The organism is Erwinia artemisiae (assembly GCF_051400835.1).
GTDB lineage: Bacteria > Pseudomonadota > Gammaproteobacteria > Enterobacterales > Enterobacteriaceae > Erwinia > Erwinia aeris.
Genome location: NZ_JBLFFM010000001.1, coordinates 594,830 through 616,803, shown reverse-complemented (window position 1 = coordinate 616,803; position 21,974 = coordinate 594,830). Strand labels below are relative to the sequence as shown.

21 protein-coding genes and 1 pseudogene are annotated in these 21,974 nt (G+C 51.6%); 7 read left to right on the top strand and 15 right to left on the bottom strand.

Going from position 1 to position 21,974, the window contains the following annotated elements:
• Nucleotides 1-292 precede the first annotated feature (292 nt).
• Nucleotides 293-532 carry a YdgH/BhsA/McbA-like domain containing protein gene (locus tag ACMGEE_RS02935; RefSeq protein WP_301729592.1) on the top strand — a complete coding sequence of 80 codons (240 nt, stop codon included), beginning with the start codon at nucleotides 293-295 and terminating at the stop codon, nucleotides 530-532.
• 395 nt (nucleotides 533-927) lie between these two features.
• Here ACMGEE_RS02935 and ACMGEE_RS02930 read toward each other — a convergent pair whose 3' ends face one another.
• The 4 genes from ACMGEE_RS02930 to ACMGEE_RS02915 all read right to left on the bottom strand — a co-directional run bounded on the left by ACMGEE_RS02930 (nucleotide 928) and on the right by ACMGEE_RS02915 (nucleotide 5,224).
• A complete protein-coding gene (locus ACMGEE_RS02930) occupies nucleotides 928-1,464 on the bottom strand; it encodes a helix-turn-helix domain-containing protein (RefSeq protein WP_301250915.1) in 537 nt (178 codons plus the stop codon).
• 194 nt (nucleotides 1,465-1,658) lie between these two features.
• Nucleotides 1,659-2,591 carry a nucleoside recognition domain-containing protein gene (locus ACMGEE_RS02925; RefSeq protein WP_394148624.1) on the bottom strand — a complete coding sequence of 311 codons (933 nt, stop codon included), beginning with the start codon at nucleotides 2,589-2,591 and terminating at the stop codon, nucleotides 1,659-1,661.
• A 457-nt stretch (nucleotides 2,592-3,048) separates the two neighbouring features.
• On the bottom strand, nucleotides 3,049-3,939 hold the full coding sequence (locus ACMGEE_RS02920) for an oxidoreductase (protein WP_301729591.1): 891 nt from the start codon (nucleotides 3,937-3,939) through the stop codon (nucleotides 3,049-3,051).
• Between the two features lie 358 nt (nucleotides 3,940-4,297).
• On the bottom strand, nucleotides 4,298-5,224 hold the full coding sequence (locus ACMGEE_RS02915) for a LysR family transcriptional regulator (RefSeq protein ID WP_369894774.1): 927 nt from the start codon (nucleotides 5,222-5,224) through the stop codon (nucleotides 4,298-4,300).
• A 241-nt stretch (nucleotides 5,225-5,465) separates the two neighbouring features.
• On the opposite strand from ACMGEE_RS02915, the gene ACMGEE_RS02910 reads away from it, so the two are divergent.
• From ACMGEE_RS02910 to ACMGEE_RS02900, 3 genes and pseudogenes are all read left to right on the top strand, one after another.
• Complete coding sequence (locus tag ACMGEE_RS02910) at nucleotides 5,466-6,005, top strand: hypothetical protein (protein ID WP_436829645.1); 540 nt, start codon at nucleotides 5,466-5,468, stop codon at nucleotides 6,003-6,005.
• Nucleotides 6,002-6,415 (top strand): carboxymuconolactone decarboxylase family protein, encoded by a 414-nt coding sequence (locus ACMGEE_RS02905; protein WP_253454298.1) that lies wholly within the window; start codon nucleotides 6,002-6,004, stop codon nucleotides 6,413-6,415. The genes ACMGEE_RS02910 and ACMGEE_RS02905 overlap by 4 nt, the downstream gene beginning before the upstream one ends.
• A pseudogene (locus tag ACMGEE_RS02900) lies at nucleotides 6,412-6,669 on the top strand (thiolase family protein); the annotation flags it as partial. The gene ACMGEE_RS02905 and the pseudogene ACMGEE_RS02900, both read left to right, overlap by 4 nt.
• A gap of 209 nt (nucleotides 6,670-6,878) precedes the next feature.
• Here ACMGEE_RS02900 and ACMGEE_RS02895 read toward each other — a convergent pair.
• From ACMGEE_RS02895 to ACMGEE_RS02885, 3 genes are all read right to left on the bottom strand, one after another.
• Nucleotides 6,879-7,877, bottom strand: coding sequence for an aldo/keto reductase (locus tag ACMGEE_RS02895; RefSeq protein WP_436829644.1), 999 nt, complete (start codon nucleotides 7,875-7,877; stop codon nucleotides 6,879-6,881).
• Between the two features lie 200 nt (nucleotides 7,878-8,077).
• The gene (locus tag ACMGEE_RS02890) at nucleotides 8,078-9,343 is read right to left on the bottom strand and encodes an MFS transporter (protein WP_436829643.1); all 1,266 of its coding nucleotides are present in this window, start codon (nucleotides 9,341-9,343) and stop codon (nucleotides 8,078-8,080) included.
• A 54-nt stretch (nucleotides 9,344-9,397) separates the two neighbouring features.
• Nucleotides 9,398-12,505 (bottom strand): beta-galactosidase, encoded by a 3,108-nt coding sequence (locus ACMGEE_RS02885; protein WP_436829642.1) that lies wholly within the window; start codon nucleotides 12,503-12,505, stop codon nucleotides 9,398-9,400.
• 204 nt (nucleotides 12,506-12,709) lie between these two features.
• Between ACMGEE_RS02885 and ACMGEE_RS02880 the strand changes: the two genes are divergently transcribed.
• Entirely contained in the window at nucleotides 12,710-13,780 is a 1,071-nt protein-coding gene (locus tag ACMGEE_RS02880) for a LacI family DNA-binding transcriptional regulator (protein WP_436829641.1), read from the top strand.
• A gap of 518 nt (nucleotides 13,781-14,298) precedes the next feature.
• The gene (locus tag ACMGEE_RS02875) at nucleotides 14,299-14,835 is read left to right on the top strand and encodes a GNAT family N-acetyltransferase (RefSeq protein WP_436829640.1); all 537 of its coding nucleotides are present in this window, start codon (nucleotides 14,299-14,301) and stop codon (nucleotides 14,833-14,835) included.
• 34 nt (nucleotides 14,836-14,869) lie between these two features.
• On the opposite strand, the gene arsC is transcribed toward ACMGEE_RS02875, so the two are convergent.
• The 3 genes from arsC to ACMGEE_RS02860 are packed head-to-tail and all read right to left on the bottom strand — an operon-like array spanning nucleotide 14,870 to nucleotide 16,962.
• Nucleotides 14,870-15,295, bottom strand: coding sequence for a glutaredoxin-dependent arsenate reductase (gene arsC / locus ACMGEE_RS02870; protein ID WP_436829639.1), 426 nt, complete (start codon nucleotides 15,293-15,295; stop codon nucleotides 14,870-14,872).
• A gap of 12 nt (nucleotides 15,296-15,307) precedes the next feature.
• Nucleotides 15,308-16,597: an arsenic transporter gene (locus ACMGEE_RS02865; protein WP_301250907.1), complete on the bottom strand. Its 1,290-nt coding sequence runs from the start codon at nucleotides 16,595-16,597 to the stop codon at nucleotides 15,308-15,310.
• 44 nt (nucleotides 16,598-16,641) lie between these two features.
• Nucleotides 16,642-16,962, bottom strand: a complete 321-nt coding sequence (locus tag ACMGEE_RS02860) for a transcriptional regulator (protein ID WP_301250906.1) — start codon at nucleotides 16,960-16,962, stop codon at nucleotides 16,642-16,644.
• 86 nt (nucleotides 16,963-17,048) lie between these two features.
• Here ACMGEE_RS02860 and arsH point away from each other — a divergent pair, with 86 nt between their 5' ends.
• Nucleotides 17,049-17,747, top strand: a complete 699-nt coding sequence (gene arsH, locus ACMGEE_RS02855; RefSeq protein ID WP_301250905.1) for an arsenical resistance protein ArsH — start codon at nucleotides 17,049-17,051, stop codon at nucleotides 17,745-17,747.
• A 162-nt stretch (nucleotides 17,748-17,909) separates the two neighbouring features.
• Here arsH and ACMGEE_RS02850 read toward each other — a convergent pair whose 3' ends face one another.
• The 5 genes from ACMGEE_RS02850 to ACMGEE_RS02830 all read right to left on the bottom strand — a co-directional run bounded on the left by ACMGEE_RS02850 (nucleotide 17,910) and on the right by ACMGEE_RS02830 (nucleotide 21,900).
• Nucleotides 17,910-18,389, bottom strand: coding sequence for a glutathione peroxidase (locus tag ACMGEE_RS02850; protein WP_253454291.1), 480 nt, complete (start codon nucleotides 18,387-18,389; stop codon nucleotides 17,910-17,912).
• Nucleotides 18,390-18,652: 263 nt separating this feature from the next.
• A complete protein-coding gene (locus tag ACMGEE_RS02845) occupies nucleotides 18,653-19,396 on the bottom strand; it encodes an SDR family oxidoreductase (protein WP_369894762.1) in 744 nt (247 codons plus the stop codon).
• Between the two features lie 57 nt (nucleotides 19,397-19,453).
• A complete protein-coding gene (locus ACMGEE_RS02840; RefSeq protein WP_369894761.1) occupies nucleotides 19,454-20,557 on the bottom strand; it encodes an alkene reductase in 1,104 nt (367 codons plus the stop codon).
• Nucleotides 20,558-20,612: 55 nt separating this feature from the next.
• Entirely contained in the window at nucleotides 20,613-21,194 is a 582-nt protein-coding gene (locus tag ACMGEE_RS02835; protein WP_369894760.1) for a TetR/AcrR family transcriptional regulator, read from the bottom strand.
• Between the two features lie 67 nt (nucleotides 21,195-21,261).
• Nucleotides 21,262-21,900 carry a TetR/AcrR family transcriptional regulator gene (locus tag ACMGEE_RS02830; RefSeq protein ID WP_301250900.1) on the bottom strand — a complete coding sequence of 213 codons (639 nt, stop codon included), beginning with the start codon at nucleotides 21,898-21,900 and terminating at the stop codon, nucleotides 21,262-21,264.
• Nucleotides 21,901-21,974: the final 74 nt, after the last annotated feature.

The following is a 21,974-nucleotide window of genomic DNA, read 5'->3' as shown; positions in this document are numbered from 1 at the left end:
CATAAAAAAGAAGCGTATTATAACAAGTAAAGCAAGCGATAAATTGCCCGGAGACAGAAGGTCTCACGGGCTTTTTTTTAATATTAAAATCGATCAAAATTCGCGCCAGAAATCATTCAAATCAACACCAGGATATAAATAACACAATCCGTAAGAATTTTAAAATCCTATAAATGCCGTTATCCTCATTCATTGTTTCTGAAACCCATAACTATGAATTTCTTTTTTACTTGTTTATCTCATATGCATTACCTCATAAAATTATAACAACAAAAATAATTGAGGTAATACCATGAAACTCCGTAATTCAGTACTTGTATCACTGCTGGTCTCATCTGCATTTGCTACTGCTAATGCAGCAGAAAACATTAAAACTTCACCTGCTGGTCATGTATCTGCGTGGGGTACCACCCTTGATGAAATGACTGGCGCCCTTGAAACGGCAGCGACGAAAGCAGGCGCTAAGGGTCTTAAAGTCACTTCTGCATACGGCGGAAATCGTTATTATGGAACGGCGATAATTTACAAATAGCATCTCCGGCCCGGCACAACTGCCGGGCTTTTTAATAATGTAAGCGCTTTACATAATTCCGCTATATTTAGCTGGGCGAAAGTTAATGCTCCTTAACCTGCTCTTGGCAGAGTACGGGTATTTTATTAAAGTTTTATTTTATTAATCCCTCAGTAAACCACCGCAATGACTTTTTGGCAGGGCTGGTTTCCCCTGGCACGGACTTTCTGAATATCTGATGATTTATCCGCAGGATAAAAGGCTGGTAAGGGAATACCCTCAGTTGTCAATCAAAAGCAACTGACATTGCCAGGTAAAATTAACAGGCAAAGGGACGAGTAATGGATATAAAGTCGCGCGCAGAGGGATCAGGACTGAGTAGTACAGAGGGAGTCTTTGCGACTCCCTGTTAAAATTTATTGTAAGCCCCGGAGCTTCAGTGCATCCAGGTCGCTTTTGATTTCTTCAGTACAGTGATGTGCATTAGCGCGGTTCCTCAGCTCTGTTGGCGTCATACCAAATGCCGAACGTATAACACGAGACATAGCCTGCTGACTGGTATATCCATAGTCACAGGCAATATCCATTAAGCGCCCAGCGGTATACATAATAGCCTCAGCGGCCCGGACCAAACGACGGATCCTGACATGCTCTGATATAGAGCGTCCTGTTATCTCTTTAAACTGACGCTGAAAATGCCAGCGGGTGTAGCCCGAGCGATCGGCCAGCTGAACTATATGAAGGTCATTATCAAGATTGGCTTCAATCCAGTTCAGCGTATCGCAGACAACACCGCGCATTATGGCAGAGGAACGAAGGGAGTGAGGATTGGCGGTGGGCTTTAAGCCCTCTCTGCCACCCGTGGTACAAAATGCGTCAGGGTCACAATACAGAAGGTCAGAACCTATGCAGGATGAGTAGTTAACAGAATGAGCTGCAGTATGTAAGGACATTTAATCACCGTCTGAAATTAGCAGTAAATCAGGTTTACCTGCCACTGTGCCTTTCTGAGCAACGGGCAGTTTGATTTTTATTCTATTGATTCAGGCGGGACAGAAATATGCCTTTAAAGGAACCACTTTATTATCATTCTGGTACCAATAAACGCCAGGGCAGGCGTACAGGTTTTCCGCCCCGGCAACAGAGTTTAACTGATGCTTACATGGATCACACCACGGATCATGATGCCAATCAGTGCGCCTGGCAAGGCGTAGCGGAATAACCGCACAAACCGGCTGGCAATCCCCAGGAAAATACCGATACCCGGTAAATCAAATGTCTGGATAAGAAATCCGGCAGAAGCATTAATTTGCTGTGTGGTCATCAGCCCCTTATGGATAATGTCAGTCATTACACCGTAATACGCCGTTCCGCCAGCAAGGAATTTCGTTAGCACAGGCATAACATAAATGTCAGATATGTTGAAAAGTGCCAGTACCGGCGCTACCAGCGTAGTTAACCCTTCAATAGCACCACTTGCTTTCAGTATGCCGACGACAGTCAAAGAAAGAATAAGCATAGGTACAGAGCCCAGTGCCAATCTGATAGCATCTGATCCTGCGCTGTTAATCACGCCAATCAAACCCTGAGATGATTTTCTATGCTGAGTTTCAGCATCTTCACCTTTCACCTCCTTATCTGATAGCCTGCGGGCAGTCAGATGCCAGGTAAAGGCAGCAGCAGCAAGGCCCCCGACTACCGAAATAATCAGTGCTTGACCCCAGTGTAATCCTGCCGGGATAAGAGGATAAAATACGTTGCCCTGTCCCATAGCAAAAAGCATAGCCAGCGTGGCAGCAAGATGCCTGTCGGAAGTACCGCGTTTTTCCATGATAGCCAGGGCGGCCAGAGGGGCAGCGAAACTCACAAAGTTAAGCTGAATAAGCGCAAAGATTGCCAGCCCTGTTACACCAAATGGCTTAAGTATGGGAGTCATCAGGCGAACAATTGCGTCCAGTACTCCCTTCTGCTCCAGATACTTCATGATGATAAGCATCACCACCATGACAGGTATTAACGTATATAAAGCGACGTCAACGGAAGTTCTTCCCGCTGACATGATGATTCCGATGATGTCCATAACTGGCTCCGATAAAATAATAAAGGAACCTTACCTCAACTTACAGTGATGCATATTTCATAGTGTGCTGCGCTTTTAAAAACACCTCGATATTTTTACGTAAAATAATTATCTGGTGATTTTTATTATTAAAGGCAGGGGACTTGTCTTTTATTCATTTGTTAATAATCCCCTGAACCGATCAATGAGTAAAGAGATGAGCATTCAGAGCCTTTATCCGGCTAATAACTCTGTTAAACGCGGATGGTTCAAAAGGAGGTTGTTCTGCGTGAAGTGAATGCCCTCAGGCATGCTCCAGGCCTCCCCGTATGGAAACCAACGATAGCCTGCTTTTCGAAAGCATAATTTCAGCTTGTCATAATACTGGTTCCGGGCTCCACCTCGTGCAGGAAGCACTTTAGCTCACGTCAAAGACTACCTGATATCAACAGGCGTGAAACTTGCGCTTGTTCCTGAATCAACCCGGCCCCTCACTTCCCGCTGCCAATAGCGGCACCAGCACGTCGCTGATGGGCGTAGGAATACCATGGGTGCGGCCATAGCGCATTATCACGCCGTTGCGGATTTCCCATTCCAGCGGGCGGTTAGCCTGTCGGTCCGCAAGGATTGAGGTGCCTAAATCTGCAGGAGCATGATGAAAACCGTCCACAATTTCCTGGGGAACGCTGTCGTTCAGAATAGCTCCTTCCGCGCGAGCTACCTTCAGACATTCACGCAGATAAGCCAGCGCCAGTTCGGTGATATCTTTGCGCGAGAACATCCCGGCACGACGATTAGCAAGCACCATCAGACCGGCTACCGCGTTCTGTAGCAGCTTACGCCAGGCGATGGAAATAAAATCGCTCGACAGATCAACGACGCAGCGGGTTGCGCTCAGGCTGGCCGCTACTCTTTTTGCCTGTGGGCTATCCGGCAGCGTCAGGCGCGGTTTGGCTCGCAGCCAGACGGAGAAATCCGGCTCTCGCTGGGCCGGGAACCATACTACCGCAGGCACTACAGTGGCACCGTTGACCCAGGGCTCCAGAAGGGTTTTCTGTTCCACGCCGTTTTGCAATGCGCACACCACCGTGTTTTCATCACAGAGTGCGGCCAGCCAGTCCGCACAGTCGGCTACCTGGGTAGTTTTTACCGCCACGAACACCAAATCGAACGGCTGATGGACGGAGGCGCTATCAGTTAATACCGGCCCCGGTACGACAGTCTCTCTTTCATCATCACGAAGAATTAATTGCGCATGCGCGCTGCGCCCGCAAAGTACTGGCGTGCGGTTTGCCTCATGTAGTACCGCTGCGAGGGTCGTACCGATAGCGCCAGGGCCAAGCAGGGCAATGCCAGGACGGTCAGCCATTTTATCTTCTCCCTTGTTCGTCAACGATCGGCGCGCCGATTACCATCGCTACGCACGCCAGGGTTTTCTCAGCATACGCGCTTTGTCGGAAAATGGATCGCCCGAGCCAGCGCCAAACCAATAAAAGCCCGTTAAACAACACGGGCGTTTATTATCAGGCGGCGCTGTTATAGCTGGTGGAGGGGAGCAGGGTTTTACTTCCTTTTAGCGTAAACAGGGAAAGGACGGTAAAGCTTAAGGTGATTACCCCATGACTTAACCGTTATGGTTGAGTACGCAATATGAGCAGTCGCGATAAACTAAGCTTTATTTGAAATAACTTACCTGTGACTTCAATTCGGGGTGGCCGAATATTATTTCAGTCGGCAAGATTATTATCACATAGTATATCCTGGGCATTTAGTACGGTCTCCCGCTTATCGTTTAGCCTGGTTGCAGCATAAATATCGATGTTCAGTTTCTGCGATTCATAGTCTGTTAGCGCCCGGTAGCAAAGCCCTTCCTGATTAAAGGTGCATTTGGACTGCGGCATCAGAGCAAACCCTTTCCCCCTTGCGATGTGAGTGAGCATAACGAGTGAATCGTCCGGCTCTTTCACTCTTTTTAATGGAGTTTTCAGTAGATCAAAATAACTTTCACATTTGTCGTAAAATGATGGGTTCGCGCTTCTTGCAAACCAGAAGAGCGGTAAATCACTGACGTCTTCGAGTGATACTTTTTGTTTCATACTGGCTGGGTGCATGGCTGGCATAGCTATCAGCAGGGGTTCACGGCAAACCCAGAGATACTGGACGGTATCTTCATGACCGATACCTTTTTCGCCCGTAAGCACGAGGTCAAGCGTATTTTTCGACAGGCACTGAAGCAGCTGCGCAGATGTCAGATTAGGCGTTTCAACGTCGTCTTTAGCATGCAGTTTAATAAGCTGCTTGCTGACGGGATCAATTAATTCAAAATTGAGCGTTCGGGTAAGGCCAATGCGCAGGCTTTCCTTCGAAGAAGGTGAATGTGTTTTCAGTTCATTAAGTTCCTGAAGGATCCTTTCTGCTTTTATTACCAATGCACGGCCAGCTTCCGTCAGGCTGACATCATGTGTACTGCGGCTGAATAGCTGCCTGTCCAGTACGGCTTCAAGGCGCTTGATCTGTCGGGTTAACGGCGGCTGGGTCATTCTGAGCCGTTCGGCAGCCCTGCGAAAGTTCAGCTCATGAGCGACAGCAAGAAAGCACTGGAGCTGTTTAACGCTGGGGAGGTTGTTGTTGATTAGGTGTCCTGCAGTGGCCATAGATTCCATCCTGTCAGTCAAAAAATTATTCTACACCCTTTTGATACAGCCAGATATAAAACGAAATTCATATCACAAAAACGCGCCTTACAGCAATACAAAAACTATATTACACATTTAACAATTCCATTTGTGTCAAAGGCTGTTAGATTCCTCTCTAAATTAATCAAAATCATCAGGGAGATAAGAATGTCATCTAACTATGTGCTGGTGTCGCGCTTCCCGTTAAAAAATAATATTTATGCTGATTTTTTTCTCATCATTAAAAAGCACTAAAAGTACGCGCTATTTTCTTTGTGAAGAGCAGGGTGTGAATGAACTATTGGAACTCCGTTCGTTTAACGATATTAAAGAAATCTTATGGACAGAAGAAGAAATGGAGTCAATGTTTTATCGCTTTGCTGACGTTCTTTCTGCAGATATTTGTAGGGAGCTTCTCAAGTTTGTTGAATCTCCTTTCGATAATAAAAAAGACCTCCCCGAAACAAAATATATTCAGCTGCGCCATGTTGAAGTTCCTGCGCATAATTATCAAAAATATCGGCAGTGGCGTGATGAAACCATTTTTAATGTCGTAAGGGATAATAAAGATAATTTACGTATCATTTTTCAATATCGCCATTGGTGTCGGAGCGTCTGCCAGTGCCTGGATGGTATCCGCTTTTTCAATCCAGCTACTTTGTATCGTAGCAGGTGCAGCTATCGGGCTTTCTGTTTTGCTCGTAGCCGCAATCCCAACGCGCGCTACGTCAGTACTAACCATCATGGAGAAACCTTATGAGTCAAATAAGTAATCTGACACATTATGGCAGAGATATTATGAACCGCCTTGAGCCCGGTCTTGCCGATAAAGTCACCGGACGACTGAATGAACTTGACGCCACCTTACCGGCTTTGATCACCGATTACGCTTTTGGCGCTGTGGTTGGCCGCCCCGGTCTGGAACTTAGAACAAGGGAAATGCTGACCGTTGCATCGCTTGTGACGCTGGGTAACGCTATGCCGCAGCTTGAGTTACACATGAGAGCCGCGCTTAACACTGGCGTCAGCCCTGAAGAGCTACTCGAAATTGTGATACAGATGGCCGTCTATGCCGGCGTACCGGCCTGTATGAACGGTCTGACGGCCTACCGCGCTGCTATGGCGGCGACAGGCCATACTTTGCCCGGCCTGAAAGAGGAAAACTCATGAGCGAAGTTGTCATTGTTTCTGCAAAACGCACGGCAACGGGCACGTTCCTGGGCTCCCTGTCGGATCATTCCGCCGCCGAACCTGGAAGCCGCATCATTCGTGCGCTTCTTGAAGACCTGGACGTGAAAATTGGTGAAATTTCTCAGGTCATTATGGGGCAGGCCCTGACGGCTGGCTGCGGCCAGAATCCAGCACGTCAGGCCGCACTGAATGCCGGACTGCCTGTTACAACGCAATGCCTGACCATTAATAAAGAAGGTCTGTGGATCTACTGCTACGGCAAGAGGACTGCCGGTTCTGGCCTCACAGGGCGTGTTTGCTAACTCAGAAATTAAAACGGCATTTATGGTGGTGAAGGCATAGCGCTGAGCGTTTATCGCTAAAAATATCAGCTCTACAGCAGCTGCGCTGGTTAAGAACAAAAAACCGGCATGATCCGGTTTTTTGATTATAAGGGCTGATTTCAGGCGTTAACGCCTTTCATGCCTTCCTCTGAATACCGTTCGCCTTTGATCTCAATACGCTGGTGAATATTGTTCAGCAAGGCAATATCTGAGTTGTCCAGAACGATGTCGGCCGCGAGCGCATTTTCGGTCAGATAATTGATGTGCCTGGTGCCGGGAATCGGTACCAGCTTATCGTACTGCGCGAGCAGCCAGGCTAGCGCAATCTGACCTGTGGTGCAGCTGTATTTTTCAGCAAGCGGCTGCATAACGTCAAGAAGCTGGGCGTTATGATCGAGGCTGGACTGAATAAATCGCGCATTATTTTTACGGAAATCACCTTCCGCAAAATCGCTGTTTTTACGGTATTTCCCGGTCAGAAAGCCTCTGCCCAGCGGAGAATAAGGAACCAGACCAATACCCAGCTCTTTCACTGTCGGGAGAATTTCATCTTCAATATCGCGTGTCCACAATGAATATTCCGTCTGCAGGGCTGTGAGAGGATGTACAGCATGGGCGCGGCGCAGGGTTAAAGCGGAAACCTCGCAGAGTCCAATATGGTTGATCTTACCTTCTTTGACGAGACGGCTCAGGCATTCCATGCTCTCTTCAACAGGTGTAGCCTGACTGACCCTGTGAAGATAAAACAGATCGATCCGCTCAATGCCAAGTCTTTTAAGGGATTCATTACAGCAGCGGGTAATATAATTGGGTTGATTGTTAATGGTGCGGGCATAAGATTCGTCAGGGGAGCGATCGATCCCGCACTTTGTGGCAATTTTAAACTGCTGGCGTGTGGCCTTATCGAGCCCGGCAAGAAAGTGACCAATAAGTCGTTCATTGTGGCCTCGCCCGTACAGGTTAGCGGTATCAATTAACGTAATATTCAGGTCAATAAGGTTATAGAGCAGCTGTAGAGAAGCCTTGTCATCTGTCTGACCATAAAATTCGCTCAGGCCCATGGCCCCATAGCCGACAGCGCTGACTGTAAAATCCTGGGATAAATTTCGGGTATACATAATCTCTCCTTTTTCTGAATTTTTTAATTGTTCCACCTTGATTGCGGTTAATGAATTGTTATTTTGGTTATACAAAAAAAGTATCAGGTCAGAAGAACCACATGGCGGGTTAGCCACTGCAGTTAAATTCTCATAATCTGATTCTGTCTTTATTCGGATCGACAAGTTAAAAGCCCGTTAAACAACACGGGCGTTTATTATCAGGCGGCGCTGTTATAGCTGGTGGAGGGGAGCAGGGTTTTACTTCCTTTCAGCGTAAACAGGGAAAGGACGGTAAAGCTTAAGGTGAGACAGCCCAGCACAAGGTAAGCCTGATGGAAACCAACGGTGTCATACATCCGGCCTACCCATGCCGACAGCACCACGCCCGAGAGCTGTTTCGATAAATTAAAGCCTATCAGGAACAACGTTGCCGAAAGCTTTGGGTTAAATGCGGAGGAAATATATTTAAAAGTGCCCACCAGCAGGAACGGCAGTTCAAACATATGCAGCATTTTTAAGATAACAACTTCCACGGCCGATGAAGCAAAAGACGACCCCAGAATACGTGCCGACATAATAACGCCTGCGATCAGCAGGGCATTCTTCGCGCCAATGCGGTTCACAATGGCGGGGGCGAAGAACATAATCAAGGCGTTGAGCAATTCTCCACCGGTAGTCACGAAGCCAAACACTTCGGTGCCGCGTTGTAGGCTGGAGAAAAAGCCTTTGAAAAAATTGGCGAACTGCTGGTCGAAAACGTCATAGACGCTGGCGACGCCAACCACGTAAACAATAAAACCCCAGAAGCGCGGCATCCGCAGCAGCTCGGCGGCGGTGCGCAGCGAGAAGGCCTGGCGGTTGGCGCCCAGTGCCTCGATAACCCGCTCGCTGTTACTGCCTTCCGGGCGTGACACCCAGAGCAGTACGCCAAGCACCAGGGCAAAACCGGAGGCGATCCAGAAAGTAATATTAGGATCTATGCCAAAAAGAATGCCGGTGATGGAGGCACACAGCGCCCAGCCGATACAGCCGGAAACGCGAACTTTGCCATACTCGAAACGGTTAGCGCGGCTGACGCGTTCAATATAGGCTTCTACCGCTCCGGAGCCACTGGAGAAAACGGCCCCCAAATAGATACCGCCAGCCAGCGCGCCAACGAAAATATTCATTTGCAGCAGAGGCGACAAAACAAAAATAAAGAAGGGCGCAAACAACACCAGTAAGACCGTGATTGTCCACAACAGGTGTTTACGTAACCCCAGCTTATCGGAAATCAGCCCAAATACCGGTTGGAAGACAATCGAAAACAGTGAAATAGAGGAAAAAACAATCCCCGTTTCTGTTTTGGTCAGATGGTTAACTTCCGCCAGCCAGACCGGAAAAAACGGGAAATACGCGGACATAATGAAATAGTAAAAGAAAAAGAACAGCATAAAGTAAATAAAATTATGACGTTCTCTTGGGGCGAGTGCAGAGAGTTTCATGGCGACTTTTCCATCTGGTTATGCCGATAAGCCGGGGGCCTGCGCCCCCGATTATTATTGGAAATGCATCGTTAACTGGTAGTGCCATTTCGTTTCAAGCAACAGCCACTGCTGCAATACGCTGGGCGTCCAGGAGTCATCGCCGCCAACGCCCATATGCTGGCCGTCAAGGGTTATCCAGACGCCGTTTTCCGACTGCATCCGGTGCCAGTGATCGGTCTTCATTAATTGCGCGGTGCTGTAGGGCTGTACGGAGAAGTGAAAATCGCCCGCCACATGCCAGCGCCCCCAGTCCAGGGCTTGGGTGTCGCAGCGCAGTCCGTTTTCGGTCGGGAAAATGTATGGCGTGCTCATCTCCTCCAGCGGCAGTTCCCAGCGAGAGAAGCAGGCGCTGGTACGACGATCCGGGTAGTTTTCATGCGGGCCGAATCCCAGCCATGAAACCGGTTTATTCTGATCCGACACCTGAAAAGTCAGCCCGACGCGCGGTAGCGGCGGCAGGGTGGCGGCGCGCTCGCCGTCAATAGCCAGATGCAGCTTGCCCTGCGCATCAAAGGTCATCCGCCAGTGGCTGATAATCACCACCTCGTCCCCGCTCAGGTAGTGCCAGCAGCTGTCGATCACCACCTCATGGGCCAGACGCTGCGCGTCACACTGTACGCAGCGAGCGGTGAGGTCGTACAGGCCAGCGCTCTTCCAGCGTTCAACCCAGGCGTTGGGATCGATACGCTCCACTTCGCTTACGCCAATATCGTTATCCAACGGCGCGCGCACGAACTGGTCACGCAGCGGGGTCAATAGCTGCTCCACGCCATCCATCTGCCAGTGCGTCAACAGTCCGCTTTGACGGTCAATCACCCACTGCTGTAAGCCGCTGCGCACCGTCCAGGCGCTGTCACTGCGCTCAAGTTCAGGCGCATCGCCTGCTGGCTGAGGCGTACGCAACACCAGCGGGGCGGCGAGCGCAAACTGCTGCCAGGCAACGCGATGCCCGGCAGCGGACCAGGCGGTGGCCTGCGGCTGGATAACCTCCAGCGTCAGCCAGACCTCTTCGGCCCCGGCGGGCAACGTCAGTTCCTCCAGCAGCGTCAGCTCGCTCTGGCCTTCAGGCCGCAGTGCAAGCGTTGTGCTGCCTTTGCTAATGGTTTCACCGGCTGCCTGAACCTGCCAGTGCAGCTCCTCGTTATCCGTCGGACGGAACAGATACTCGCTGACAATGCTGATGCGCAGCGGATGTTGCGACAGCAGGGCAAACTGGAAGTATTGCTGCGCGTGTTTAGCCTCAATTAATGACGGGTGAGGGCGGCGGTCAGGGAACACCAGCCCGTTCATGCAGAACTGGCGATCGTTGGGCTTATCGCCAAAATCACCGCCGTAGGCCAAGCCGATGCTGCCGTCGTCAAAGCTTTTGCTAATCGCCTGATCGGCCCAGTCCCAGACAAAGCCGCCCTGCAGGCGTGGGTAATCACGAAACGCCTGCCAGTAGTCGGCATAGTTGCCCAGGCTGTTGCCCATGGCATGAGCGTATTCACAAAGGATTAGCGGGCGCTGCTCGCCGGGCAGACCGATCCACTTTTTAATGCCCCATTTCGGCACGGCCGGAATGAGCTGATCGTTTTCCACGCGGGCGTACATCGGGCAGATAATATCGGTGGTCGTGCTGTCCGCGCCGCCGCCTTCATACTGCACCGGGCGTGACGGATCGTTACGCTTGAGCCAGTGATACATGGCTTCGTGATTGCCGCCGCCGCCGGATTCGTTGCCCAGTGACCAGATAACGATCGACGGGTGGTGGCGATTGCTTTGCACCATCCGCGTGACGCGGGCGCTCCAGGCCGGCAGCCAGGCCGGATCGTCGGAAAGACGATTCATCGGCACCATGCCGTGGGTTTCGATATTGGCCTCGTCGACCACATACAGGCCATAGCGATTACAGAGTTCATACCAGTGCGGCGCGTTGGGATAGTGCGAGCAGCGAACGGCGTTAAAATTGTTCTGCTTCATCAGCAGAATGTCCTGCACCATATCCTCTTCTGTAACGACCTGGCCGCGCTGAGGGTGATGCTCGTGACGGTTAACGCCACGGATCAACAGCGGTTTACCGTTCAGCTTCAGCAGGCCATTGTCGATTTCAACCCGGCGAAAACCAATATCCCAGGCCTCGGCCTCGATCAGCTTATCGCCGTGCCACAGCGAGACGACGGCCCGATAGCAGTTCGGCGTTTCCGCGCTCCACAGGGCCGGACGCTCCACGGGAACGCGCATCATGGCGCGTTCCGCATAGTTGCCTCGCTCGTCAATGGCTGGCGAGCCGGGCTGCTGCTGGTGGCTGGCGACCCGCTGCGCGTCATGCCACAGCTCCACGTTGACCGTCAGTTTTTCAAGCAGCCGTTCCGGAGCAGCAACGGTGACATTCACCTCCAGCTCAGCGTCGCGATAAAGCGCATCAAGCTGCGGCGTAAGCTGAACATCGCTCAGGTGCAGCGACGGCTTATTCAGCAACCATACTGAACGGAAGATGCCGCTCATCCGCCACATATCCTGATCTTCAAGCCAGGTGCCCGCGCTCCAGCGCATCACCATAACGCAAAGGCGGTTCTCGCCCGGCTGAAGCGCGGCGCTGAGATCGAAGGCCGCAGGCAGGCGACTGTCCTGCGAGTAACCGATCCATTTGCCATTGCACCAAAGATGGAAGGCAGAATTTACACCGTCGAAGATAATCTGCGTTTCACCTTCGTCCCGCCAGCTCTCCTCCACTATAAACGTCAGCGAGTAGCAGCCGGTCGGGTTCTCTTCCGGCACGCGCGGCGGCGTGGTGTCGATGGGATAGCGCACGTTGGTATAGATTGGCGCGTCGTAACCCTCCATTTGCCAGTTCGAAGGCACGGGCGTAGGACGGCTCTCCGCCAGATCGCTTTCCAGCCAGCTGGCGTCCACCTCAAACGGGCTGCGCGCATAAGTGAATTGCCACTGGCCATCCAGCTGACGGCGGTGTGATGAGGTCTGATTTTCCCTTGCAGCGCGAAGATCGCGCCAGCTGGAGAAAGGCGCATGGGCCGGTAAACGGTTCAGGTGCGTAATGGTCTGGTTTTGCCAGTCTTCACGTGCAAGCACGTCATGAAACGAAACGCTGTGGGGGGCATGGCCGTCGTGATTGCGCATAGGTCTACCTGATAGCTAAAAGTAAATGTCATTCGCCAGACAAGATGGAGTGTGTTATCAGATATTTTGTTAGTAGCCGCAATATTGCTGAGATTGAAACTCATTGGCGATCACGAAACAGGATAGAAACAGCCATTTTTTGTCGTATTTTAGACAGTAAATGTTAGCGTAAGACATTCAGGGCAGAGGACAGAGGAAAAGAAGATGCAGCGGCGTATGGCAACTCTGGAAGATGTGGCTCGTGAGGCCGGTGTATCACAACAGACGGTTTCGCGCGTGCTGAACAGGCCTGATGTGGTTTCTGAACGAACCCGTGACAAAGTCATCCACGCCATGCAGGCGTTGCACTACGTGCCTAACCGTTCGGCACAGTTGCTGGCGGGGAAATCGGCGCCGTCGATCGGGTTGATTACCGCGTCGTTAACGCTGCATGCTCCTTCGCAAATCGCCGCCGCGATAAAGAGTCACGCGGGCGCGCATCAGCTGGAGGTTGCTATCGCGATGCCGGTAACGGCCGATTACGCTTCTCTTCAGGCACGTTTGCATGAGTTTCGCGCACAGAATATCCGTGGCGCCATCATCAATCTTCCCCTGGAAAGCAGCCTGGCGGAAAAGTTGGTCAGTGAGAACCCGGATATTAGCTGTCTCTTTTTAGATATCTCGCCGGAAACCGATGTCTGCTCGGTGCGGTTTAATCATCTGGACGGCTGCGGCGCCTGCGTCAACCATCTCTGGACGCTGGGGCATCGGGAGTTCGGTCTGCTTGCCGGGCCAGAGAGTTCCGTCTCGGCGCGGATGCGGTTGAGCAGCTGGCGCGAAGCCTTGCACCGGCTTGGGGTGAGCAACGCGGTAACGGTTTTTGGCGACTGGAGTGCGGCCAGCGGCTGGCACAAAGCCTTTGAGCTGTTGCATCAGCAGCCGCGCATTAGCGCGATCGTTGTCGCGAACGATCAAATGGCGCTCGGGGTGCTGAGCGCGCTGGCACAGCTTAATCGCACCGGCAGCCGGGCGGTTTCCGTTACCGGCTATGACGATACGGCGGACAGCCTCTATTTCCAGCCGCCGTTAACAACCGTTGCGCAGGATTTCGATAAGTTAGGGAAAAAAGCCGTTGAGCTGTTAGTTCAGAAGATGGCCGCACCGCAGATGCGCATTCGGGAGCTGCTGCCGACGCGTTTGATTGTCCGGCAGTCAACCTGGCCCTGCGGCGGAGAAAACGAGGATGAGAAGGGGGCAGTGATTGCCCAATTAAAAACGCTGGTGGAAAAGTTGTGAATTTTCCGCGTCTGCCCGGAAATGCAGCAGAAAAGCGTATTGGCCGGTTGCGGCAGTAACAAGCGCCTGCCCAGGTTACTACCTCATATAGCGTCGTGAGTAATGTCGTGATTTTATAGATTAACGTTGCACGGCGTAAACAATGCCCGCTGCCAGGCATTATTGCATAACGCTTAGTGCACTATGAGCGAGGAGGGTACATATCTGCTCATAAATAATAACTGTTCCAACAATGGGCTGGCAGATTATCGTTGTAGCATCAGTCGCAGTATCACTGATAAAATGTGGTCATAAAGTCTGTCTGACCACGTCTGATCTGACAGCATATCTGGCTTGTACGTTTAAAGGCCCGCTATTAAACCCTCAGGACAGCCATATCGTCTCGAAATTCGGGAGAATTTTCTCCTGATAATTTTTTATCTTCCCTTGACCTATTTTACCGGGCCATAAGCTTTTACGTTTACCTTATCTCTGGCTCTTCAGATAGTCTTGAAAAAATTGCCTACAGGAACAGGCCAATGAAAATCGTTAATGCAGAAGAAAAGCATATTTCCGCCATATGCGAAATTTATGCTTATCATGTTACTCACGGTACCGCTAGCTTTGAAACTGAACCACCAGATATCAATGAAATGTTTGCCCGACTGAGCAAAATCCGCAGTCAGGGGCTGCCGTATGTGGTCGCGCTACATGAAGAAAAGGTCATAGGTTATTGTTATCTCACCCACTACCGTGAACGCTATGCCTACCGCCACACCCTCGAAGATTCAATTTATATTGATCCGGCTGCGCAGCGTCAGGGCGTGGGAAAAGCGTTGCTGCGGCATGTCATTGCCTGGGCAGAAGCTCACGACTACCGGCAGATGATTGCCATTGTCGGCGACAGTAATAACCAAGGTTCGCTAAAAGTCCATCAGCAGGTTGGTTTTACTGAAATCGGCACGCTGAAAGATATAGGCTTTAAGCATGGCCATTGGCTCGACACGGTATTAATGCAACGGAACCTAGGCGAAGGGAGCAGCACACTGCCAGGGGATTCAGGTATTTTGCCCTGAGGCAGGAGTTAGGGGGCATTCACCCCCTTGGTGTTTATTTCAGTCGCTTACCGGCATCATCTACGACTTTCTCGCCATCTTCCTTTACGAACGTGCCTTTTTGCGCATCGGGGAGAATATCCAGCACTACTTCTGATGGACGGCACAACCGTGTTCCTAGTGGTGTCACCACTATCGGACGGTTAATCAGGATCGGATATTGAAGAATATAATCGAGCAAATGTTCATCAGTAAATGACTCATCTTCAAGCCCCAGTGTCTCATAAGGTTCTACGTTCTTTCGCAGCAATGCGCGTATCGTAATCCCCATATCTGAAATAAGTTTAATAATCTCATCACGGGTCGGTGGGGTGTCGAGGTAATAAATAATGGTCGGTTCGTTACCGCTATTACGGATCATTTCCAACGTATTACGTGAGGTGCCACAGGCCGGGTTGTGATAGATGGTAATATTGCTCATATCATTATCTCATTACAAAGTGACAGAGAGTCGCCACGCCAGCGCGGCCAGAGTGACAAACAGCACAGGCAGGGTCATGATAACGCCGGTGCGGAAGTAATATCCCCAGGTGATGGTCATATCTTTCTGTGCCAGCACATGAAGCCATAGCAGGGTGGCCAGGCTGCCTATTGGTGTTATTTTAGGGCCTAAATCGCAGCCAATCACGTTGGCATAAATCATCGCCTCTTTGACGATGCCGGTCGCTGCACTTTCGTCAATCGACAGCGCACCAATAAGCACTGTCGGCATATTGTTCATGATCGATGACAGGAACGCAGTCAGAAAGCCAGTACCAAACGTGGCCGCCCATAAGCCCTTATCTGCCAGCACATTCAGCACGCCTGAAAGATGCCCCGTGAGCCCCGCATTGCGCAGGCCATAGACCACCAGATACATGCCCAATGAGAAAATCACGATTTGCCAGGGCGCGCCTCGCAGCACTTTCCCGGTATTAATCGCATGCCCTCGCTTAGCCACAATAAACAGCGCTGCTGCGCCAGCTGAAGCTATCGCACTAACGGGGATGCCTAGCGGCTCCAGTACAAAGAACCCCGCCAGAAGGAATAGTAGTACTACCCAGCCAGCCCTGAACGTCGCCGGATCCCTAATTGCACTGGCTGGTGTCTTTAACAGTGAAATGTCATATGTCGCCGGGATATCTCTGCGAAAAAAAAGATGCAGCATGATTAGCGTGGCTGCAATGGCTACCAGGTCAACGGGTACCATAATAGAGGCGTACTGCGTAAAACCGAGGCCGAAGAAGTCCGCTGAGACAATATTCACCAGGTTAGAGACGATCAGCGGCAAACTGGCGATGTCCGCGATAAACCCCGCAGCCATGACGAAGGCCAATGTCGTGCCTTTGCTGAACCCCAGCGCGAGCAACATCGCAATCACAATCGGGGTCAGGATTAGCGCTGCGCCATCGTTGGCAAACAACGCTGCAACAGCAGCACCGAGCAATAGTATCCACGTAAACAGCAGTCGGCCACGTCCATTGCCCCAGCGTGAGACATGCAGCGCAGCCCATTCAAAGAAGCCGGACTCATCGAGCAGCAGGCTGATAATGATCACAGCAATGAATGCCGCCGTCGCATTCCAGACAATATTCCAGACAACAGGGATATCATCAATGTGGATAACCCCCGTTAGCAACGCCAGCACGGCTCCGATACTTGCGCTCCAGCCAATACTTAGCCCTTTAGGTTGCCAGATGACCAGTATCAGCGTCAGTAAAAAGATACCCCCTGCCAGAAGCATTTTAGACTCCTTTATATATGTTTATATGTATGTGATTGATTATATCAGCAGGAGGTGTCAGCTGATTTTGTCAGCCATTCACGCACATCTTCCCGCATACACTGCCAGGATGCCGTTATCGTTTCAGCCGCCCATGCCGGTATGTGCGGTGACAGGCGGTAGTGAACCCATTTGCCTTCTCTACGGTCAAGAACAAGTTCTGCCTCGCGCAGAATAGCCATATGGCGCGATATTTTAGGCTGTGATTCGATGGTTGCCGCGCAGATATCGCAGACGCACAGTTCGCCTGATTCCCTGAGCAGCATAACAATGGCAAGGCGGGTTTCATCCGACAGGATTTTAAAAAGCTGAACAGGCTGTAGCATTTTTTACTCCGTTTCCTTTAGCATGCACATATGCTAAACCATATGTGTTAAGTTTAAAATCGCCACATCCTTCCAAAGGAGAAAAAATGGAACAATTTCCTGCCCTGAATGCTGATTGCTTTGATCAGCACATCGCTGAACACCTGCAGCTACAGGAGCCGCCACGCATTCTGATTCTCTATGGATCAGTAAGAGAGCGTTCCTACAGCCGTTTTGCAGCAGAAGAGGCGGGCCGCCTTCTGACTGCAATGGGGGCGGAGGTCAGACTGTTTAACCCATCAGGGCTACCCCTACCGGATGATGTTCCGGATACGCACCCTAAAGTCGTCGAGTTGCGCGGGCTGGTCAGATGGTGTGATGGGATGGTGTGGAGTTCCCCGGAGCGGCATGGGGCAATGAGCGCAGTAATGAAAGCGCAGATCGACTGGATACCCTTAAGCGAAGGAGCCGTTCGTCCTTCCCAGGGAAAAACCCTTGCGGTTATGCAAGTCTGCGGCGGTTCTCAGTCCTTCAATGCCGTGAACCAGATGCGCATTTTGGGGCGCTGGATGCGGATGTTCACCATCCCTAACCAGTCTTCAGTGGCCAAAGCCTGGCAGGAATTCGATGAGGACGGGCGGATGAAACCCTCGTCCTGGTACGATCGTATTGTTGATGTTGCAGAGGAGCTGTTTAAAATCACGCTGCTGCTCAAGGGGCAAATGGGTTACCTTGCCGATCGCTACAGCGAACGAAAAGAAAGCCATCAGGAGCTTTCATCTCGCGTTAATCAGGAAAAAATATAACATTTCTCTTGTTGTTAATTCACAACATGGGGTTTCAGTAATGCCGCCCCTTGATTAAGGATAGCGTTGCATCGACCCGTTGAACTCACACTTATCATTTCTACCATCGCTACGCTACCTTATAAAGGCTGCCGCACAGCCTTTATAATTTAACTGAAGCGCTTATTCCAGTGCAGCAAGGATCGCGGCTTCCATTTTCTCTGGGGTAGAGATCGGTGCAAAACGCTTAAGTGGTTTGCCGTCGCGTCCGATCAGGAACTTAGTAAAGTTCCATTTGATTCGCCCACCCAGCACGCCGGGCAATTCGGCTTTCAGGTAACGAAACACCGGGTGCGCCAGGGCGCCGTTGACCGCCACTTTCTCAAACATCGGAAAGCTCACGCCATAGTTGATGTGGCAGGTCTGCGCGATGTCGTCAGCACTGCCGGGTTCCTGCTTACCAAACTGATTGCAGGGAAAACCCAGCACCACCAGCCCTTGGGCGGCGTACCGCTTATAGAGCGATTCAAGGCCCGCGTACTGTGGCGTAAAGCCACAATGGCTGGCGGTATTGACCACGAGCACCAGCTTGCCAGCGTAGTCGGCCATAGGGATCGGCTGGCCACTCAGGCTGGTGGCGGTAAGTTGGTAAAACGTGGTCATATCGACATCCTCAGAATACTCATATTGCAGATGGATTGTGTAAGACAGGATAGTTGCCCGTCGAGCAGAATGGCATATTTCTCACGTCTGTTCCCGGCACGCAGGGGACAGACGCATGGGGCAAGGCCCGCATCTGATATGCCGGGCGACGCTATCCGCATTGATATCATGCTGCCCGCTGAACCGTCAGCCAGAGCCTGTCGGCAATATAAGCCCGGTTACGACAGAGCAGAAGTGGCAGCCAGCAGGCTGCCAGTATTGATTTACCAGTTCTGCTTCGTAGGGGAGACAATAAGATCGTTGACCGTGACATTCTCAGGCTGGTTAAGGGCGTAGACAACCGCATTTGCTACATCCTGCGGGCTGATAGCAATTTTGGTCAGTTCCTGTGCCGCCTTACGCCCCTGCGGATCGCTCACCTTGTCAGCCCATCCCGTGTTAATAACGCCCGGGCTGATGGTATTTACCCTGATGCCCTTATTCACGCCCAGATCCTTACGCATAGATTCCGTCATGGCGTGGACAAAGAATTTGGTCGAACTGTACACGCCCGCGCCGGCGTCAACCTGGTGGCCCGCGACAGAAGCCATGTTCAGGATCTGTCCGGCACTTTTGTCGAGCATAACCGGGAGGACGGACGCAATCGCGTTCAGATACCCTTTGATGTTTACGTCGACCATCTTGTTCCAGTCGTCCCACGCGATGTCGCTCCAGGCTGAAAACAGCATCAGTCCGGCGTTGTTAATCAGGATATCAACAGTACCGAAGGTTTCAGTAGCATGCTTGACCAGCGCCTTTGTATCTTCCAGACGTGTCACATCCGTCACCAGACCGGAAGCATGGCCGCCAGCGGACTCAATATCCTTTACCAGCTTATCAAGGCCGCTTTGATCCAGCGCGGCCGCAACAATATTCACGCCATGACGCGCAAGTTCCATCGCGGTTGCGGCGCCAATGCCCGATGACGCGCCAGTAATAACAGCCGTTTTGTTCTGCAAATAATTCATTTTCTTATCCTTCCCTGTCAGGAACAGGCAGCGGGAAGATCCCGCCGCTTTTATTGATCAGTAATTTCCTTGCGGCCAGTCGGTGTAACCTTTCGCGCCGCCGCCGTAATAGGCTTCTTTTGGCGCGATGGTCAGCCCGGCGCCATAACGCAGTCGCTTAACCAGGTCCGGGTTAGAAATGAACAGGCGACCGAAAGCGACGGCATCGATAAGCCCGGCATTGCGGCGGCTGATGGCCATCTCCAGGTCATAGTTATTGTTTCCGATAAACAGACCGTCGAACTGCGCGCTCAGTGCATCCATATCCACGTCAGAAGGCACCTCGCGGGAGGTTGCCGTTGCACCTTCAACAAAGTGCAGATAGGCCAGCTTAAAGCGGTTCAGCTGCTGGATCAGATAGCCATACATTGCCATTACGTTACTGTCCGGCGGCGTGTTGCCTGCGTCAGGGGTAACCGGTGACAGGCGAATGCCCACGCGATCGTTGCCCCAGATATTAACAATCGCTTCAGTGACTTCCAGCGTCAGGCGTGCGCGGTTTTCAATCGAGCCGCCCCAGGCGTCGGTGCGATGATTAGTTGAATCACGCAGGAACTGATCGAGCAGGTAGCTGTTTGCAGAATGCACTTCCACGCCGTCAAACCCTGCGCGAAGGGCGTTTTTTGCGGCGTGTTTGTATTGCTCAATAATGCCCGGAATTTCGCTGGTTTCGAGCGCGCGCGGCGTCGAAACCGGCACGAAGCCATTGACGGTATACGTCTGGCCTTCAGCCTTGATAGCAGAAGGCGCAACCGGACGCTCGCCGTTGGGTTGCAGCTCAACGCTGGAAAAGCGGCCTACGTGCCAGAGCTGGCAGACAATTTTTCCACCTTCTGCATGAACGGCGTCAGTGACTTTTTTCCAGCCAGCCACCTGTTCTTCGCTCCAGATCCCTGGCGTTGCTGCATAGCCGCGGCCCTGAGCTGAGATGTTTGTGGCTTCTGAAATAATCAGTCCGGCACTGGCGCGCTGGGCGTAGTAGGTTGCATGTAACTCATTCGGTACGCCATCTTCACCGTAGCGGCTGCGGGTTACCGGCGCCATAATAATACGGTTAGCCAGCTGAAGTTTCCCCATAGTCACGGGAGAGAAAAGATCGGTTCGGGTACTGTTGTCAGTCATGGTTACTCCTGAATAATTGACCGGTCGTCTAGTAAATTGGCAGAAAAAAAGGCGGCTACGCGAGCAGCCGCTTTGTCGCACTCATTGCTTTGTCGAACGCCTGTTCGGGCTCGTGAATTTTTGCCATCAGCGAAGCGCCCAGCCAAAGCTGGTAAAGCTCTTCAGCAAGGGCCTCTGCATCCCTGTTGGCTGAGAGGGAGCCATCGTTTTGCCCCTGTTGTATGCACGCCGTAATCCTGCCGATAATTTCAAGGGTTCCTTTTGCCAGAACGCTTCGCATGCTGTCGTATTGATCGCAGACTTCTGCTCCAAGCTTGACGACAAGACATTTGCTTTCCGGCAGGTCAGCCCCCTGGGTCGCCTTCCAGAACGCAAAGTAGCGCAGCAGCCGCTCTCTGGCGGGTTCGCTGCCGCGTAGCTGCTCTTCAACCTGAACGAGATAATGGGTGAAGTAATGTTCCAGCAGGGCTTCAGCAAACTCTTCCTTGGACCGGAAGTAGTAATAGAACGAGCCTTTAGGAATGCCGGCGGCTTTGACGATCTCAGCCAGGCCGACGGCGCTGTAGCCTTTATGTGTGATAAGCGTCCGGGCAACATCAATGATGTGCTGACGCACGTTTGTCGCTTGTTTTTTCATAGTCCGATCAGCATAACGTTAAAATTGACCGGTCGTCTAGTGCGGCAGGGTACATTTTGTGCGATCGCTATTTTTGGCATGGCAACAAACGCGACGCATATTGCCCGGTCGCCCTGAGGCTTGCCGGTGTGGCACCGTCTTTCGCCTCGATCGACATGCCTTCCAGGAGCGTATTCAGGACAGTAGCCAGTGCAGCGGTGGCGGTATCGGTCGGCAGCTGTTGCTCACGTACGGCTCGGCGCAGTCGCTTTTCAAACAGGTCTTTCCCTTCCTGCCTGAGCACGCTCACGGCCTCTACAACGTCAGAGGATTCCTGAGAGACGTTGATGGCCGCAAGAACGACCATGCAGCCGCAGGGAGCGGAAGGCGAAAGCAGAATGTCAGCCGCTTCGCTGAAGAATTTATCAATTGCCTGCGTGATATCCGGCTCCTCTTCAAGCCGCTCCCAGGTTGCCTTCCAGTAAACCTTTTCATAATAGCTTACGGCCTCCAGAAAAAGTTTCGCCTTGTTACCAAAGGCGGAGTAAAGGCTGGGCGGATTGATTTCCATGGCAGCGCAGAGTTCGGCAACCGAGGCCGGCTCAAACCCTTTACGCCAGAAGATGTCCAGCGCCCTGAGCAGGGCCCTGTCACGATCGAAGCTGCGCGGGCGGCCTTTGGGCTTTTCACCACTGACACCTGCGTTTTTCGTTTTCACGTCGGGCATATAACCATTCTCTTGACATATTACATAGCGGTCACTATACAATAGGAGTATTATATAGTGGTCACTACATAATT